At 67.5% G+C, this 16,214-nt stretch carries 15 protein-coding genes and 2 pseudogenes; 11 read left to right on the forward strand and 6 right to left on the reverse strand.

Features of this window, described 5'->3' with window-relative positions; all coding sequences use genetic code 11:
* Positions 1-123 precede the first annotated feature (123 nt).
* The 5 genes and pseudogenes from AB0M26_RS27545 to AB0M26_RS27565 form a co-directional block, all read right to left on the reverse strand.
* Positions 124-1,578, reverse strand: a complete 1,455-nt coding sequence (locus AB0M26_RS27545) for a PepSY domain-containing protein (protein ID WP_365265047.1) — start codon at positions 1,576-1,578, stop codon at positions 124-126.
* A 115-nt stretch (positions 1,579-1,693) separates the two neighbouring features.
* The gene (locus tag AB0M26_RS27550; protein WP_365265049.1) at positions 1,694-2,272 is read right to left on the reverse strand and encodes a hypothetical protein; all 579 of its coding nucleotides are present in this window, start codon (positions 2,270-2,272) and stop codon (positions 1,694-1,696) included.
* Between the two features lie 309 nt (positions 2,273-2,581).
* Positions 2,582-3,424: pseudogene (locus tag AB0M26_RS27555) on the reverse strand (IS481 family transposase); the annotation flags it as partial.
* A 124-nt stretch (positions 3,425-3,548) separates the two neighbouring features.
* Positions 3,549-3,725 (reverse strand): hypothetical protein, encoded by a 177-nt coding sequence (locus AB0M26_RS27560; protein ID WP_365265051.1) that lies wholly within the window; start codon positions 3,723-3,725, stop codon positions 3,549-3,551.
* A 93-nt stretch (positions 3,726-3,818) separates the two neighbouring features.
* A complete protein-coding gene (locus AB0M26_RS27565; protein WP_365265053.1) occupies positions 3,819-4,316 on the reverse strand; it encodes a GNAT family N-acetyltransferase in 498 nt (165 codons plus the stop codon).
* A 1,404-nt stretch (positions 4,317-5,720) separates the two neighbouring features.
* Here AB0M26_RS27565 and AB0M26_RS27570 point away from each other — a divergent pair.
* The 5 genes from AB0M26_RS27570 (at position 5,721) to AB0M26_RS27590 (ending at position 11,017) form a co-directional block, all read left to right on the forward strand.
* Positions 5,721-5,924 carry a hypothetical protein gene (locus tag AB0M26_RS27570; RefSeq protein WP_365265055.1) on the forward strand — a complete coding sequence of 68 codons (204 nt, stop codon included), beginning with the start codon at positions 5,721-5,723 and terminating at the stop codon, positions 5,922-5,924.
* 574 nt (positions 5,925-6,498) lie between these two features.
* Positions 6,499-7,095, forward strand: a complete 597-nt coding sequence (locus AB0M26_RS27575; RefSeq protein WP_365265057.1) for a hypothetical protein — start codon at positions 6,499-6,501, stop codon at positions 7,093-7,095.
* Between the two features lie 924 nt (positions 7,096-8,019).
* Positions 8,020-8,529: a hypothetical protein gene (locus AB0M26_RS27580; protein WP_365265059.1), complete on the forward strand. Its 510-nt coding sequence runs from the start codon at positions 8,020-8,022 to the stop codon at positions 8,527-8,529.
* A gap of 776 nt (positions 8,530-9,305) precedes the next feature.
* Complete coding sequence (locus AB0M26_RS27585) at positions 9,306-10,733, forward strand: MFS transporter (RefSeq protein ID WP_365265061.1); 1,428 nt, start codon at positions 9,306-9,308, stop codon at positions 10,731-10,733.
* The gene (locus AB0M26_RS27590) at positions 10,730-11,017 is read left to right on the forward strand and encodes a hypothetical protein (protein ID WP_365265063.1); all 288 of its coding nucleotides are present in this window, start codon (positions 10,730-10,732) and stop codon (positions 11,015-11,017) included. Before AB0M26_RS27585 ends, AB0M26_RS27590 begins: the two co-directional genes overlap by 4 nt.
* Before the next feature lie 27 nt (positions 11,018-11,044).
* Here the strand turns inward: AB0M26_RS27590 and AB0M26_RS27595 are convergent.
* A pseudogene (locus tag AB0M26_RS27595) lies at positions 11,045-11,367 on the reverse strand (WhiB family transcriptional regulator).
* Between the two features lie 721 nt (positions 11,368-12,088).
* Here AB0M26_RS27595 and AB0M26_RS27600 point away from each other — a divergent pair.
* The 6 genes from AB0M26_RS27600 (at position 12,089) to AB0M26_RS27625 (ending at position 16,119) form a co-directional block, all read left to right on the forward strand.
* On the forward strand, positions 12,089-12,628 hold the full coding sequence (locus AB0M26_RS27600; protein WP_365265065.1) for a restriction endonuclease: 540 nt from the start codon (positions 12,089-12,091) through the stop codon (positions 12,626-12,628).
* Positions 12,625-13,131: a hypothetical protein gene (locus tag AB0M26_RS27605; RefSeq protein ID WP_365265067.1), complete on the forward strand. Its 507-nt coding sequence runs from the start codon at positions 12,625-12,627 to the stop codon at positions 13,129-13,131. The genes AB0M26_RS27600 and AB0M26_RS27605 overlap by 4 nt, the downstream gene beginning before the upstream one ends.
* Positions 13,070-13,633, forward strand: a complete 564-nt coding sequence (locus tag AB0M26_RS27610) for a restriction endonuclease (protein ID WP_365265069.1) — start codon at positions 13,070-13,072, stop codon at positions 13,631-13,633. Before AB0M26_RS27605 ends, AB0M26_RS27610 begins: the two co-directional genes overlap by 62 nt.
* 576 nt (positions 13,634-14,209) lie before the next feature.
* Positions 14,210-14,575 carry a DUF1304 domain-containing protein gene (locus AB0M26_RS27615; protein WP_365265071.1) on the forward strand — a complete coding sequence of 122 codons (366 nt, stop codon included), beginning with the start codon at positions 14,210-14,212 and terminating at the stop codon, positions 14,573-14,575.
* A 253-nt stretch (positions 14,576-14,828) separates the two neighbouring features.
* Positions 14,829-15,692 (forward strand): transposase family protein, encoded by an 864-nt coding sequence (locus AB0M26_RS27620; RefSeq protein ID WP_365265077.1) that lies wholly within the window; start codon positions 14,829-14,831, stop codon positions 15,690-15,692.
* 103 nt (positions 15,693-15,795) lie between these two features.
* Entirely contained in the window at positions 15,796-16,119 is a 324-nt protein-coding gene (locus AB0M26_RS27625) for a hypothetical protein (RefSeq protein ID WP_365265073.1), read from the forward strand.
* Positions 16,120-16,214: the final 95 nt, after the last annotated feature.

Here is a 16,214-nt window from a genome sequence, read left to right on the forward strand (position 1 = left end):
GATGGTCGGAGACTCAGCCCAGGCCGTCTACTGACGCGGCGCCAAAGACGTGATGGCTTCTGCGCGAGGGAGGTCGCACCCAGGCGCACCCAGGTGTGACCTCCCTCGCACATCATGCGTGCGTCATGCGGCCCTGCTTCTCCGGACCAAGCCCACCACGAGGTCTGCAACGACGAAGCCGAGGAGCGTCACTCCGAGCACCGGCAGGGCCCACCCGAGGATGACCACGGCCGGGACGCCCACGATCAGTACGGGCAGCGGCACGCGGCGCCAGGCGCCGCGTGCGGGCGCCTTGCCGAATGGTGCCGTGCGGTTCGCACGGGTCGGGCGCCGTTGCCACCACATGCGGTAGCCCCAGAAGATCACCAGCATCAGCCCGATCGCGACGGCGGCGAGCACGATCTGGTTGACGATCCCGAAGAGGACGCCCATGTGTCCCTGCACGCCGAGCTTGCTGAGCTTGGCGAGGAGGGGGTAGTCCGTCCATCGGGAGTGAGCGGTGACCTTGTCGTTGTCGACGTCGACTGCCACCTGGTCGTAGTGCACCGGCCAGACGTTGTCGTTCTGCGCCACGGTCCAAGCGCTGGCGGAGTCGGCGGGCGGCATGATCTCGACGGTCCCGTCCAGCTCGTTATCGCGGGCCGCCTTGAGGGCGGCGTCGAAGGAGGCCGGGTCGATGTCGGCCTCCTTGCCGTCGGACTCGGCACCCTCGTGGCCCTCGTGACCTGCGTGCTCGTCCTCCGCGGGCGGAGTGGCGCCCGGCAGGCGGGTGTCCAGCTCCGGAGCGTTGCCCTTGGCCGCATTGAGGAGCTGCCCGAACCGGTCACCCGCGTAGTGGGACCAGGTCAGTCCTGTGGCGCTGAGGAAGAACAGACCGAGGGCAAGCCACACTCCGGTCGCCGCGTGCCAGCTGCGGGTACGCCGTACCCCGCTCGCGGAACGGTCGGGAAGGAGTGCGCCGCGCGCGGATTTGGCCCGCTGGCCCCGGCTGCGGCTCAGCCATAGGACGAGTCCGCCGGCGACGACCACCCACAGCCAGCTCGCTGCGGTCTCCGAGTACAGACGGCCGGTCTCCCCGAGGTGGAGATTGCGGTACAGGTCGTCCAGCCACGTGGTGAGCGGCGTCGAACCGAACCAGGTGGTCAGCTCTCCCTGCACATCCGCAGTGTAGGGGTCGACGAACACGGTCCGCTGCTTCTCGCCCAGCTCGGGCAGCGACAGCACCACGCGGGTCGCGTCGTCCGGCGCGGACGGGGTGATCACCGAGGCGAGCGTGCCCTCGGGGTGCTCCGCACGAGCCGCCTCGATCTGCTCGGCCAGCGGCCGTGGAGTCTCGCCCACTTGCTCCACGGATATCTTGTCGCCGTAGACGAGCTGGTCGAGCTGCGGCGTGAAGGTGTAGAGCAGCCCGGTCACGGCGGCGACGAAGAGGAACGGGGCGACGAACACCCCGGCGTAGAAGTGCAGCCGGACGATGAGGGCACGTACGCCGTTCCAGGAACGCCCGGGGGCGGACGGCTCGGGCCCTGCGGACGGCGGATCGTCGCCCTGTGGCTGTCTTGCGATGGCTGAAGTCATATCTGGGATCCCCAAGTGCTGAGCGTCGCGGAGCGGCGCGTCCGGCGGTGAACGGAAGGCGGGGCAATCCGCCTGAAGATGGCACTGGTGCCATGACCGCCGAGGACGGAGGCGGTCAGGCCGGGAGCACGAGGGGTGGGCCGCGCCGGGGACGGCAGCGGGTGAGCACTGACTCGACGAAGGGTCGCGAACGCGTCGCCGGTACCCAGGGGCGATGGTCCGGGGGAAGCTGCAGGACCACGCGGGCAAGGCAGTGGAGATCGGACCGCAGCAGGGCCCAAAGGCGGCACAGCAGACGCTCCCCGAAGACCAGGCACAGCGCGGTCCCGAAAGCCGCCAGCGCATGCCCGGCGGTCATCGTGGTGTTCATTGCGTGGCCGGCGGACGCGAGAGCCTCGCCTCCGGATGCTGTGGGCGGGTCCACGCCCTGCATCGGCATGCCGTGGTGACTGTGCGGCAACGCCTGGGGCTCGTTGCTGAGCCCGGCGGTTGTTGCGTGTGGTGAGTTCCCCGACAGCAAGTGGAAGACCACATGCAGCACAAACTGAACTCCGCCGAGCACCAGCACTGTGACGTCGAACCTGCGCTGTCGGGCTCCGAAGAGAACGGTCCCGAGAACCACGAGGCCGCCGAAGACAGCCAACAGCACACCCGTCCCCGGGAGTCGTCCACCCGCCGCCGTGTGTCCCAGCATGCTCAGCAGAAGGGACGAACAGGCGCAAAGCAGGCCATTCCCGGCCCGCCTTAGCCAGCTTCCCAGTCCGCGCACCGGCACAAGGTACCGACAAGGCGCGGCGCACGGAATGGGGGGTTCCGGACTACCGTCCACACGATTCGGGTCATTTCCGGCGCGAGCGAACACTGTCGCTCAACGAATCCCAGAACATTTTCGATGCTCCGTCGCCAGAAGCCTGACCGAACCCATGAACAAAGCTGCGGCTGGCAGTGATCGGGGCCACCTCATCCGCATCCGCCATTCCTTTCAGCACTCTCAGGACCGCGGCTAGTTGTATTGACCTGGAGCGTTGTTCACGCGGCTGATCGGTGCCTGGCCGCCGAGTGCGGTGTGGCAGCGGTGATGGTTGCAACTGTGCAGGAGACTGTCCAGTGCGGCGGTTCACTACTCGTTGCTGGTGTAGGGCCGGATGTAGGCCCATTCATCCAGCAGGGTGCGGTCGAAGCGTTCGACTTTGCCGTTGGTCTGGGGCCGGTAGGGGCGGGGGCGTTTGCGGTGGCACCGATGTCGGCCAGGGCCTGCTTCCACTGGGTGCTTTTGCGGTAGGACCAGGCGTTGTCGGTCAGGACCCGTTCGATGCGGTCGATGCCCAGGGTGGTGAAGTGGGCGGCGGCCCATCGCAGGAAGGCTGTGCAGATGGCGGCTTTCTCGTCGGTGTGGACTTCGCTGTAGGCGAGGCGGGTGTGGTCGTCGACGGCGGAGTGGATGTAGTCGTAGCCGGTGGTGCGGCGCCGGTCGGGACAAGTGGCCCGGCCATGGACGCGCCAGCCGCCGCCGTCGGGGATCCGCCCGAGTTTCTTGACATCGATGTGGACCAGTTCGCCGGGCCGGGAGCGTTCGTAGCGGCGGATGACCCGGCCGGTGGGCCGGTCCAGGTGGGCCAGACGGTTCAGTCCGTGCCGGGTCAGGATCCGGTGCACGGTCGAGGCAGGCAGGCCGAGCATCGGCCCGAGGCGGGCCGGGCCCAGCTTGCGTTGGGTGCGTAGTTCGCACACGCGGGCTTCGACGGCTGCGAGGGTGCGGTGCGGGGTGGTGCGAGGGCGGCTGGACCGGTCGGCCAGCCCCCACTTCTCCTTCCGCCCGCCAGCGGCGGACCCACTTGTGTGCCGTGGCACAACCTCGGCGACCCGCCGAGCGGGCCGTCGCCCGCCACCGCCATTGCCTGCGCGTCTTAGTCCCCGAACCAGCCGAGAAAGAGACCAACGAACCCGCGCCTACCGCGGACTCGCCGACCTCACCCTGGAAGAGCGATCGGTTCGCCAATCGCATCCGGACCAGGCACGCCACCGTCCAGGCGATGCTTGAAGCCGGCCACAGCCGCCGCTCCATCGGCCGCCAACTCCACATGACCCACCGCACCGTCAAAAGCCTCGCAGACGCTGCCAAGCCGGAAGACCATCAAGATGCTCAAGCGCCAGATGTTCGGGCGTGCGGGCTTCGATCTCCTGCGGAAACGGTTCTGCTCGCCTGACCTTCTGGCGGCCGCCCAGTCGATTTCACGCTCCTACAGGGCGCGCTGGTAACGGACTTCGGGTACGGATACTCCGTCGTAGTCTTCTGCCTGGACAGCACCGTCAGCGACATAGCCAGCCCGCTCGTAGAAGCGATGTGCCCTGGTGTTGTCGGTAAGGACCCACAACAGCACCAGGTCGAAGCCATAGGCATGAGCGAGAGCCTGCACGGTTTCGAGTAGCGTGCGGCCGATTCCAGCCCCAGTGAGTGAGGGCTGAACGTACAGAGCGCAAAGCTCACCCGTATTCGGGCTTGTTCCGGTGCCCCGAAAGGGCCCGAGGCAAGCCCAACCCGCGACTCGCCCATGGGTGTCTACCGCTACCAGGTTGGTTACGCCCCCCTTCGACCTCTTGAAGTGCTGTCGGCGCTGCTGAATATCTGCCTCAACCGTCATGCCATCGAGGAAGGACTGAGGAACCATCCCGACATACGCGGCCTTCCAGCCAGTCACTCGTATCGCCGATACAGCCGGAACATCGGCTTCCGTCATAGCTCGTACAGTCAACATCTCGGCACCGTATGAGAACCATCACCACGACCGCCTGGGATTTACGGTCGGGCAACCGCAGCGACTACTCATAGTGACGCATCGCTGAGTAGGCCCGGAGCGCGGTGCCGGGATTGCTCCCGGTCCCAGCTTGGCCTGCATCTCCAGTACCCGGGCCCGAGGGCCCGGAGCTCCGCCATTCGGCGGGGCGTCTTCCTGCATTGCAGCATCCTTCCCTTCTCGATACCGCTGCCGCCCTTTCCCATGTGGCCGGCTCTCCCGGCCTCGGAGGACTACGGCGGCTCCGCCCCGTCCCGGACCGATCAGCGGTCGATGCGCTCAGCCGACCGGCTGCTGGCCGCAGGTAGCGGGGGGAGGTTCGGGACGGTTCCCGTGTTCACTGTGGTCCGCTCGATGAAGGAGGAGCCCGACTGTGTCCCTGCGGCATCGCCACGAGTACACCGCAGGCTTTCCCCATGGCCTCCCGGCCAGCTTTCGTAGACCGACCCAGGAGTTGTCAGACCACCCGAAAGGATGACCCGCAAACGCACCGCTACCGGCCCTGATTCGCCAGGTTCGAGCCGGAGGCACTTTAAGAGACGTAAGACGCCGGTTCCTCGCGTACTCCTCTCCATCACGCTTGCCGGACCCGCCCCATCTGGCAGTACTGGACACGTCCCGGCTTTGTCAGGACCGCTCTCGCCCTCCCCGGCATCACCCGGATCAGGCTGCTTTCAGCTTCAACCCGACTGCTGCGACAGCGGGTTGGTGCAGGTCTTCCACCTCCACTCGAACCAACAGCGCCTCACGGCGCAAACGGAAGTTGAGCCAGAACCCGAGTTCCGACAGCAAATGTTCACGGCTCTGGGAGGCACCCACCCGCGGTCGGCAACGGAGCCCTGGCGGCCTGTCACCTTCGCCCGTAGCCACCGCTTTTGCCCCGCCCTCCGGACGGGCGGCAAACGGCGTCCCGCCGGTTGCCGTAGAGCCGCCTCCCCTGCTCGTGAACATCCGGCATGGGCATTGCCTCCCAAACTGATGGAGAATCGCTGCTCTACGACGTGCACAGAGCCAGCAGCACTTGTGCACGGGTTCCGAAGGCAGTCGGTGATCAGCCCACCCGGGATTGTTGACGAGAAGGGACGGCACTGCTGGCCGCTCACCGTCCGGGGCCAGTGGCCCGCCATCCGGGGAGCGGACGGCACCGGCGCCTCGCCAGGGTCCAGCACTACCGCTGCGCGCCCAGCGCATGCCGGACGGCCTGCTCGATCACCGCCCTTTGGGCATCGGGCTGGTCCGGCAGGCGCTTCGGTGGGGTGTCGTGGACGGCCATCAGTGTGTCGGCTGTGGGTCGATCTCCCCGTTCGGCGCTGATGTCCCGGACGACTTCGTAAGGGTGACAGCGGCGTGGCGGCCGTACTGCTGCTGGGTCTTGCTGGTGACCTTCACTGGGACGGCTTGGGTACCTCCCCCGGCGCCCGGCTGCTTGCCCTGCAATGCCCCCTGCCCACCGACACCAGCGGGCGCCTGCGAGTACCGCACGGCCTCCTGCGAGGCATGCGGCTGTGGGGGCACACAGAACTGTGGCAGGAGCTGGCCCAGGCCCACTGACCGCATCTGCCGACCTCAAATCGGCGCCGGTAGAGGTACATCTGCGTGGTGCCACACTCTTGGACCGCGCTCCCGGCCGCAGCACACGCTGCCACGCCGCCCACTGGGCCTTGCACCCCGCACCAATGGCTGCACCGGCCGCCGCGCCACCCTCCGTGCGACTGACCGCGCTCGTGCTGGCTGCTCACACCCCCGCCCATGACCGCCACAGGGCCGACTTGGACATCCTTGCCCGCCTGTGCGGACACTCCCCCCAGCAGACCAAAGAACTGCTCGACCGACTGGTGGCCAAGTACCCTGTCGGCCTGGCACCATCAGCGAGACACCGACGAAGTGTACTGGCAGCCAGCATCACATCACCAGCACCCCGTCGGCTCCGCCAAGACCGCTGCGCACTGAGGGCTGAGTTTCAGCAGACAAGCGAGAACGATGCAGGTGCCGTGCGTAGTATCACTCCGCAGAACTGTGCGGCAGTAACTGCTACTGCTCACACAGCAAAGCGGAAAAGCACACGTTGGATTTCGCAGACGCCGCGCACTCGCTAACCGCGGCGCTCAGAAAGGGTGTGAGCGCCATGTCCGAAACCACCGAACTGACCTCGCAGTACAGCGCGCAGGTGGCCGGCGACCTTGAACGCAACCTCAAGGAGCAAGACCGCCTCGGCGGTGAAATCGAAGCGCTGCAGGCGCAGTTGGCCGCCCTGCGGCACGACCACACCGTCCTGGTGAACATCCAGCAGGCCCTCGGCATCCCCGCGACGACCGCTGCGTCTGAACCCATCGCGACGGTGCCGGCCGCCCGTAAGAAGGCCGCAGGCGCATCGGGCACGGCCAAGAAGGCGCCCGCGTCCGGGAAGCGGACCGGCAAGAAGGCCGCGAATGCGGCGGCCGCACCGTCAACATCGCCCACGCTCGTCGACCTCGTGCGCGAACACCTGGCGGGCCAGAGCGAACCCCGCTCCGCCGCCGAGATCACCACCGCCCTGGGACAGCAACGCCCCGAGCGCACCATCAAGACCACCGTCGTGCGCACCACGCTCGAAGGGCTCGTGGCCAAGAGCCAGGCCCAGCGCACCAAACAGGGTTCCTCCGTCTTCTACACAGCGCCCGACGCGACGCAGCCAGCACCCGCCGCCCAGAGCGAAAGCCAGCCCGAACCTGCCAACCCCTGAGACGGTCCGTTGATGCCAATCCCATGCCGCCTGACCCCTTTATGCCGCAGTCTCCTGCACGGAAGCAGGGAAAGCCGACGAAGCGGACGCGCGGGGGTTGGAGGGCGCCGGAGGCCACTGCGCGATCGCGCAGGGTTCGCAGGCTGATGCGGACTCCTGTTGCGTCTTCGATGTGCCATTCGTTCACGCCCTGGGTCTTGGTGCCGCGGGCGACGGCGCCGGCTTCGTCGACCCGGCCGTAGGGGGTGCCGCCGGTCGCGGCGAGGATGATGCCGCCGTCTTCGTCGATGGTGGCCCAGTGATCGGTGGAGCGGTAGGTGAGCACGATCCGTGTGCCGGGCGTGAGGATCTGGGCTGCAATCATTCGGGCGACATCCGTGCGACGGCGCCCCGCGGCTGGTCTGCGCCGCACGGCGACCGCGCGGGTCCGGACAGGCGGTTCGTCGGCGTCGCCTGGCTCGCTGGGCGAGGTGACGGGCAGGCCCAGACGTTCAGGGTTGCAGGTGGAGTGGTTGCACCGCACGGAGGCCTTCGTGTCCCACCGTAGTGCCCGACTGGCCGTTCACCGCGGGAGGATCTTGGTCGAGCGTGTCCTCGGGACGTCCCGTGGCCCATGCACGCAGGGAGGGGCATCTCCCATCAACACCGGTCACAAGTGGGACCGCTGGCGCGGGGATGGACCTGGAGGGCCTGACGAACCGCGCAATCGGAGAGGGCGGCCGCCCCGGGCTCGCGCGGCGCGCGATCGCCGGCGCAGGAAGGCCTGGTACCCAACGTCCGCCGATTCAGAAGTCTTCACCCGCAGGAGCGCACGATCAGGGCACTCCCAGGAGGGCGAGGTCGATGATTCGATTACCAGGCAACCAACTCCCCTTCGATCTTCATGTATGATCGATGTATCAACCTGTCAATCTAATGGGAATCATGAACGCGACACTGCGTACGGCTGCCGATCTTGCACCCGTATCGACGATCGTCACCGGTAGCGTCCGCGACCACCGTCGACTGCTGCACCGACACCCCAGGCGTACCGGCTTCGAGGGATACAGCGCGGCCCTGGATGCGCTGGAAGAATGCCTCCCCCGAGCGGCCTCCCCTACGCGCAGCCCCGACCAGTGCCAGCGTGGCGCCGAGGACCATCGCCACGCGCCCTTCATGGAAAGCTACGGCCAATTCCTCGCGTCGGTCGCACGCATCAGCGCCATCCTGGGCACGTTGCAGGAGGGCGTCCTTCGCGAACAGGCGAAGGAGCTGCGCGGGCTGGCGAATGAAGTCCAGCAGCGCCACAGGAGGGTGGCCGAACAGGCCGAGCAGGACAACTTGCCGCTCGAGGACCCGACCAAGCCGTTCGGAGTCCTACTCATCGATGCCACCCGGCTGGTGGAGGAACTCCAGCGCACCAGCGACGTACTGCAGCGGTACGCGGATCACTGAACATCCGCGTTCGAACACTCCCGCAGTTGGGATCGGCAAAGGATGCCGGCCATCAGCAGCGGTGTACGAGCGTAGAGTTCCCGCAGGGCGAACGATGCCCCCTCCCCTGCAGTAGAGGACCGAGGTTGCGAAGCGCCGCAGCAGGGCGGGTAGCTGTCCGCTCTGGTGCGACAGGTTCCAGGCGACAGCCCCGGGCAGGCCGCTCGGCAGACGAGCCGTGCTTTCGCCTTACCCCGCGCTGCCCTTGGCCCGTCAGCGGGAATTGCCGAACCATCCCCAGCCCCCAGCGGACATCGCCGATCCACAATAGTCACAGCTCCGCAAGTACGCTCCGGCTGCCGGAACTTTCGCACCCCTGAGCCCTTCCCTCTCGGTCCGGCCGGGGCGTTCGGCGCCCCGCAGAGCCCGGCGCCGCTGCTGATGTGGGGCAGGTACGCACCGTGCCCCGCTGCGGTTCCTGTCGCGGCCGAGGGGCATGGTCCCTCCTGGACGCCCCCGTCAGGGCTCTGAGGCATGAAGGGGGGTCCACGGCGGTCCGGCATGGGTGCCCAACGTGGCCTGTTTCCTGCCCGGCTGAAGGTCGCCTCCTCGGCACAGCTGGAGCACACGGCTTGCTCTTCCCTCACGCGCACCCGCGACCCTTGGACCCGGCGCTGATCCCGGGGTCCCTCGCAGCCGATCGAGTGATGCCCATGCGGGGCCCGGGGTACCGCCCGGAATCGTCGGGGGGCACCGTCCGTGCCACGCTGGAACGAAGCGAGGAAGGCGGTGTGCGCATGGCATCGCAGGCCGGGCCTGGCCAGCCCGCTCCCAGCGGCTTCTCCCGGCAGGACCGCGCAGTCATCGCCGCGGCCGCGATCTCGATGCTCGTCGTGCAGATGGACTGGTTCGCGCTCAATCTGACGCTCCCTGTCATCGCTCGCGACTTCCACACCTCCTCCACCGATCTTCAATGGCTGGTCAGCGGATACATGCTCGCCCTGGGTGCGCTGATGATCGCCGGGGGCCGCTTCGCTGACCTGCACGGCAGACGCCGTGCCATCGTCATCGGCCTCGCGTGCTTCGCCGCCCTATCGGTGGTGTGCGGGATCGCGCAGAACACTCCCTGGCTCATTGCCGGGCGCGTGGTCCAAGGGGCCACTGCCGCGCTGATTTTCCCCGTGGCCGTGGCCATCGCCTCCGCTCACTTCCGCGACAGACGCCAGGGCCGCGCCGTCAGCACCGTCCTCGCCTTCAGCGCCGTCGGTACCGCACTAGGCCCCTTCGTCGGTGGTGCCTTCGCCGAACATGTGAGCTGGCGCGCGGTGTTCCTGATCAACGTGCCGCTCTGCCTGACCGCCATCGCGCTACTGCTGCGCTTCGTCCCCGAAACCCGGGACACCAAAGCGGCCCGCGCCCTGGACATCCCTGGAGTGCTCACCGTCGCCGCCGGACTGGTGTGCATCACGCTCGCCGCCGACCGCGGAGAGGACTGGGGCTGGGCGTCCGAAGGGGTCCTTGGGCTGCTGGTCGCGGGGGTGGCGCTGCTGGCGCTGTTCGTGGCCGTGGAGCGGCGGGCCCGGGCTCCCCTGATCGAGCTGTCGCTCTTCCGCAATCCGCGGTTCGACATCGTCACGATCTCCGGGTCCCTGTCGAACGTGGTCTACGCCCTGGTCGCCGTGTTGTCCGCGCTGTATCTGCAGCAGGCCCGCGGACTGTCCCCTTCGCTGTCGGGGGTTCTCTTCCTCGCGCTCTCCGCGGGCTCTGCGGCGGCCAGTTACTGGGCAGGCCGGCTCGCCCAGCGCTGGCGGGCCGAGATGCTGATGGCCGAGGGCATGCTTACCAGCGGCGTGGCACTGCTCGTCCTCACCTGGGTCACTCCACTTGGCTGGTACGCGGTGATCTTCCTCGTCCTGGGCGTGGGCCTGGGCCTGGGCTGGGCGCTGACCAACGTGGCCACGCAGTCCTACGTTCCCGAGGGCCGCAGCGGCGCCGCCTCCGGCCTCGTCCTGACCTCGCTCGTCCTGCTGACGGCCGTCGCGGTCGCCGTGGCCGCCTCGGCGCTGGAAGCGGTCAGCGGCTCAGCCGCCGCGGCAGCCGCCGACGGCCCGGCCATCGAGACCGTGCTCCGCGGCACCGCGGGCCTGGCCCTCCTCGGCGCCCTGCTGCTCCTGACAACCCTCCGGGACCGGAAACCGGCCGAGGTCAATTCTCCACAGGGATGAGCCTCACCCTGCGCCCCAAGGGCACCCTGTCCGCCACCGGCGACGGCCACACCCTGGCCTACCAAGGCGGCCCCGCCGCCTGGTCGACGAACTCGAAGAAGCCTGGGACCAGTGGACCGCCCAGGGCCCCGCCCGATCTCTACGACTACGGCATGACGGTCGAACCCGAGCAGCAGTACATGTGGGCCCGCGACCCGAAGACTGGCCCCCGATGGCCGGTGACCGGACAGCGTTCCGGGCTCACTCCTGCAACGGCGCGTAGACCCGGTGGTGACCACGGCTAAGCGCCTGCCCTCCCGGTTGCTTGGAGATCAGCTGGCTTCGACGGCCGGGCCGGGCTCGTCCGCGCCGCGGCGGGTCCTCGCATGTTCTGCCCGAGCCGTATCCAACAGCCGCCACCAGGACGTCACAGTCGGGCGACGGCGTAGAAGTGCACGGCGTTCGCGTTCGCTCATGCCGCCCCAGACACCGAACTCGATGCGATGGTCGAGGGCGTAGGCGAGGCACTCGGTGCGCACGGGACAGCCCACGCACATGGCCTTGGCCCGGTTCTGTAAGCGCCTTCCACGAACAGCTCGTCCGGGTCCCCCACACGGCACTTGCCTCGTTCGCTCCAGTCGGCTTCGCCGTGCACGTGTCGCCTCTCCCAACTCCTGCCCCGCACATGCCGATCACATCGGGTGCAGCATACGGCGGGAAACGTTACGAGCCTGCCCCAGAGGTGAGGAACCCCCTGATGCATTCGTCCACCCCATTGAGTGCCGGGCCGAGTCGAGACCGCGCGATCAAAGGATCTCACCGGCGGGAGACGTTGACGGCAGGGCATAGGGGCATGGAGGCAGGAAAGTACGACGTCAGAGGGTGTAGGTACCCTCGCGCGGTGATCATAGATAGAGCTGCGGGGGAGTTACACCGACCCGCTTCGTTGACCGGGGTCTACGGCAGAAGGTGGGCTCTCTGGTCGGGAAGGCCAGCCGCGATGACATGCTGCGCACGTTTTTGTGGGCGAGCGAGTGCAGGATCGCCTACGAGAGATCGGCCAGGGATAGAAGGAGCATGTCGATCTCCTGACTCAGGAGGTCGAGGATGCGGATCACCGGCAGGCCGCTACGCGCCGCTCACGCGCGTGGGCGGTAGACGTACGTGACCAGATCACCAGGGCATGCCATACAGCGAGTTCGGCGCTTGCGGGCAAGCTGCGAGGTGAACTCGTCGAGGCCGGACAAGCCCGACGGGAATGCGATCAAGTGCTCTACCAGTTGAGTTGCGGCTTGGGAGACCTTTGGGAGTTGCCGGTCTCGGATGCGTGTGGAGCGCCTCTCCTCGAGGGGCTTGTACCGCTGCAGGAGCAACTGATGGCGGCAAAGGCGCGCTTGGCGAAGCTGCTCGCTCAGGACCGCATGGAGCTGCACGAGCTCGCATGGCACGAGCACTATCGGCAGCGGAGCGGCGACAGCAGCACCTCTGTGTCTGTGGGCGACATCGACGCGATGGATGCGCCGGCGTTCGTCAATCTCGTCCAGGCGCTGCTGCGGCGCGACGGGTTCGAGACGACTCGTCTGGAGCGTGATGGCATGGAGGGCCTGGTGTCGGTCACCTGCGCTCGAGGGCACAGGATCGTTTTCAGTGCTCATCGTGTGCGTGGACCGCACGGGTGGAGGCCGGATCCGGCTGAGGATGTCGGAACGCCGGATCTGCACACCGTGCGCGTGGCCGTCGAGCGCTTTCCGTGTGACGACCTGGTCCTGGTGACCAATGGCGGCTTCTCCGCTCCGGCCCGCCGCTATGCCGAGGACCACGACATGTGCCTGTGGGATCGCCGCGACCTGCGGCGGTGGGCCGAGTGGGAGGAACCGGCGGCCTGCGTCGGGGGACACGACGGGGACGCTACGTGATGCATCTGAACTGGAAGACGGACGTCACCTTGCCGATGTACCGGGACCCGGGGCTGAACGCTGCCCTTCAGGCGCACATCCGCGCCGCCACGGACGACGGCCTGCTCTCTACGCTGCTGCACTTCCTGGAAGGCCACGTGGCGTTGGCGCTCTACCGGGACTTTGACCAGCTGCTCGCCGGACTGCGCGAGGAGCAGGCACTCGCTGGCAAGCTGGTGCACGACGACGACTCCCCTTCGTGCTTCGAATACAGCCGCGCCAATTTCGTTCTGCTACGCGATCTCAGTGCCCTCACCATGGAGGCCGAGAAGATCCGGAACGAGGTCGGGAAGGTCTGGCACTCCTCCGTGCAGCCACCACCGGGGACCTCAAGGTTGTTACCGGCCGGAGGCTGGTCCGGGCGAGTCCGGACTCGCCGCGATCGGCCCTCATATCCGGGACGTGGACGCTTTCTGGAAGCGTCTGGCCGACGTCCTGATGAGGCATTGCGATGCCGTGCATGAACTGGCCCTGAAAGACGTTGAATTCCAGGCGTTCGAGGCGACTCCGGCCAGCATCGCCATGGAGCAGTTCGACAGCATGACGCCCCTGGAGTTCGAGCAAGCGATCGCCACCCTCGTCCAGAGGGATGGGCACGCTGTGGCGCGGCGGAATGGAGGGGCTCGCGACCTGGGGGCAGACGTCATTGCCACCACGCCGGACGGACGCAAGATCGTTTTCCAGTGCAAGCACCGCCGCCCCGGTGGCCGTCCCTTGGGCTCCTCCCCCGTGATCCAAACCCTCAACGGGACGGCGAGGCCCGTGCACCATGCGGACATTGTCATTGCCGTGACCAACCCCTCGTTCACCGGTCCCGCCGAAGAGCTGGCAGCCAAGCAGGACATCCACCTGCTCCACGGCCGACAGCTGCGCCGATGGGCCACGTGGGGCGTTCCACTGCTGGACGTCCTCTGGATCGAGCACGAATCGGGCCAGAAAGTTTCTCTGACAAGGAACTTCTCATGATTGCAAACGCCCTCGTGACTGGGCGATTACCTCGCTTAGGCCACTGCCACACGCCACACAGAGCGCAAACGACCGGTGTCCGTACCGTGCGCGATGCACAACGGGGCTGCAGCCGGAATGCCCGGCTGCAGCCCCTCTTCGTCCAGGACCCGTGTCTTCGATTCGGCCCCTCGGGAGCCGGTCGACGCTCAGTGCTCCCACGGCTGGGATGAGCGGTCGCAGACCCAGGTGACCGGTGGTCCGTCACAGTGGGCACAAGGGCCGTGATTGTGGCAGTCGGTCCAGCGAGGGTGCGGTAGAGCGACGCCGGGACAGTCGAGACCACGGGAGCAAGAGATGCTGCCGTCCCGGTGGTCGAGCTGCGTGCCAGTGCAGCCGTGGCCCTGCCCGCTCCTTAAGTACAGAACCGGTGGGCGGGCCGGCGTCGAGTGAACACCTGTGGATCGAGAACACCGCCAACCAGCAAAGCGACCCCGGCTTTCCGAGGCACCTACTCGAGGAAGAGCCCGCGCCTCTTACGACCTTGGGGGCAATTGAGAGGGTGTGGGGCGAAAGCGGTGTGGGATCCTGTTGTCCATGTCGATTATCGCAACGGCCGTGGTGCTGCTCATCGCCGCTGAGCACGTCTACATCCTGGTCCTGGAGATGTTCCTCTGGACCGGCCCGAGGGCCCGGGCCGCCTTCGGGACCAGCGCCGAGTTCGCCTCCGCGACGAAGGCGCTCGCGGCCAATCAAGGGCTGTACAACGGCTTCCTCGCCGCTGGTTTGATCTGGGGTGCGGTGGCATCCAGTCCAGTAGGTTTCCAGGCGAAGGTGTTCTTTCTGGCATGCGTCGCCGTGGCCGGCTTGTACGGTGCCGCCACGGTCAGCCGGAAGATCGTCTTCGTGCAGACCGTTCCGGCCGTGATCGGGCTGGCACTGGTGCTGACGGCCCACAGCTGACGGGCTGCCCAAGTCGAATCGGGCGGGGCTGACGGGCTGTCAGTGGCGGGCGGCACGATCGGGAGATGTGACGTCTGCCCTGAATCGTGTCACCCTGTCCCATCCCGCCTTCACCGGGATATCCCGCCAACCCTTCGCCGAACTCGTCTTCGAGCTGGCGCCGCGGTGGGAGGCGGCGAGGGAGTCCGACCGGGCCGAACGCCGCGGTGGCAGGCGCCGACGGGCGGCCGGTGCGGGCCGCAAGGCCAGACTCGTGTTCACCGACCGGCTGCTGATCACCCTGATCTGCCTGCGGCATCAGCTGCCGCACGCCGCGTTGGCGGAGCTGTACCGGGTGGACCGCTCGACCGTCTCCGCCGCGGTCCGGGAAATCCGGCCGCTGCTCGCGGCCCATGGCTTCGCCGTCCCCGGCCGTCCCGGGATTCGCCTGAAGGCGATCGAGGACGTCTTCGCCTACGCCGAAGCCGAGGACATCGATCTGCGGATCGACGGGACGGAGACCCAGGTCCGCCGTCCTCGGGCCCACCGACCGGGTCGGCGGGCATTCGTCTCGGGGAAGAGGAAGCAGAACACCGTCAAGACCACCACGTTCAGCGACCGGCAGGGCCGCGTACTGTTCTCCGGCGTGGTCCGTCCCGGGCCGGATGCACGACCAGACCTGTGTACGCAGCGAGGGCATCGCCGAGCAGCTCCGCCGTCACCCCACGGTGAAGGCCAAGGTCGACGACGGCTACCGGGGCCTGGCGAACGAGTTCCCCGACCAGATCTCCGCCCCGCTTCGGCGGCCGCAGAACCTCAAGGACACGCCGGTCACCGAGTACTACGGCTGGCGGGAGGCCAAGCGCCGCCAGTCCTCGGCGAGTATCTGCGTCGAGCAACACCAACGCCGAGTTCAGGCAGTGGCGCCCGCTCCAGCGGTACATCGGACGCCGCGAAAGCTACGGCGACACCCACGCCGCGATCGCCTCCCTCGTCTCCGACCGCTCCGCGAAGCGACCCACCCGAAAGCAGACCTGCACCGACCTCGTGCCCGTCCGCGACACGGCCTGCTGAATCTCCCACCAACCGAACCCCCAGGCCAGCCTGTCCAGATCTCAATTGCGCCCAAGGTCGTTAGCACTACCAATCCCACGCGGGGCAAGCGGACTATCAGCGCGTGGATCCGGCAGGATGCCTATCGGATCCATACCTCAATCATCTGCCGCCCCCTGGGGAGCGCCGTGAACAGCCAAGACGGCATCCCGTACTACCGATGGCAGCGCCACTTACCCCGCCTCATCCAGGACCGGAGCGCAGGCCTGATGATGGCCGGGGCCGCAATCATCGCTCTCTTGTTCAGCGTCGTCGGCGCCGTCGCCGAACTGTCCGGCCCATCATCGGATCCGTGCCAAAGGGCACGCGAGATCGCCGACGACGCCCGCGCCGCCGACGGAAAGGTGGACACCGGCGTCGAGCGAGAGAAGGCCATCGAACCAGCAGGTGACTGGCTCGACGCCGCCAACGAATGCCAACAAAACGGCGGTGACCCGGGACCCGGGTTCTAATACTCCAGTCTGACTTCGCGATCTTGTGGCGAACCCGGCTGGGAACGGGTACGGCCATCGCGTGATCATCGGTTGGTGTGTGGACAAACGAAGAT

Origin of the sequence: Streptomyces sp. NPDC051776 (assembly GCF_040681345.1) — a bacterium.
In the GTDB taxonomy this organism is placed as follows: domain Bacteria; phylum Actinomycetota; class Actinomycetes; order Streptomycetales; family Streptomycetaceae; genus Streptomyces.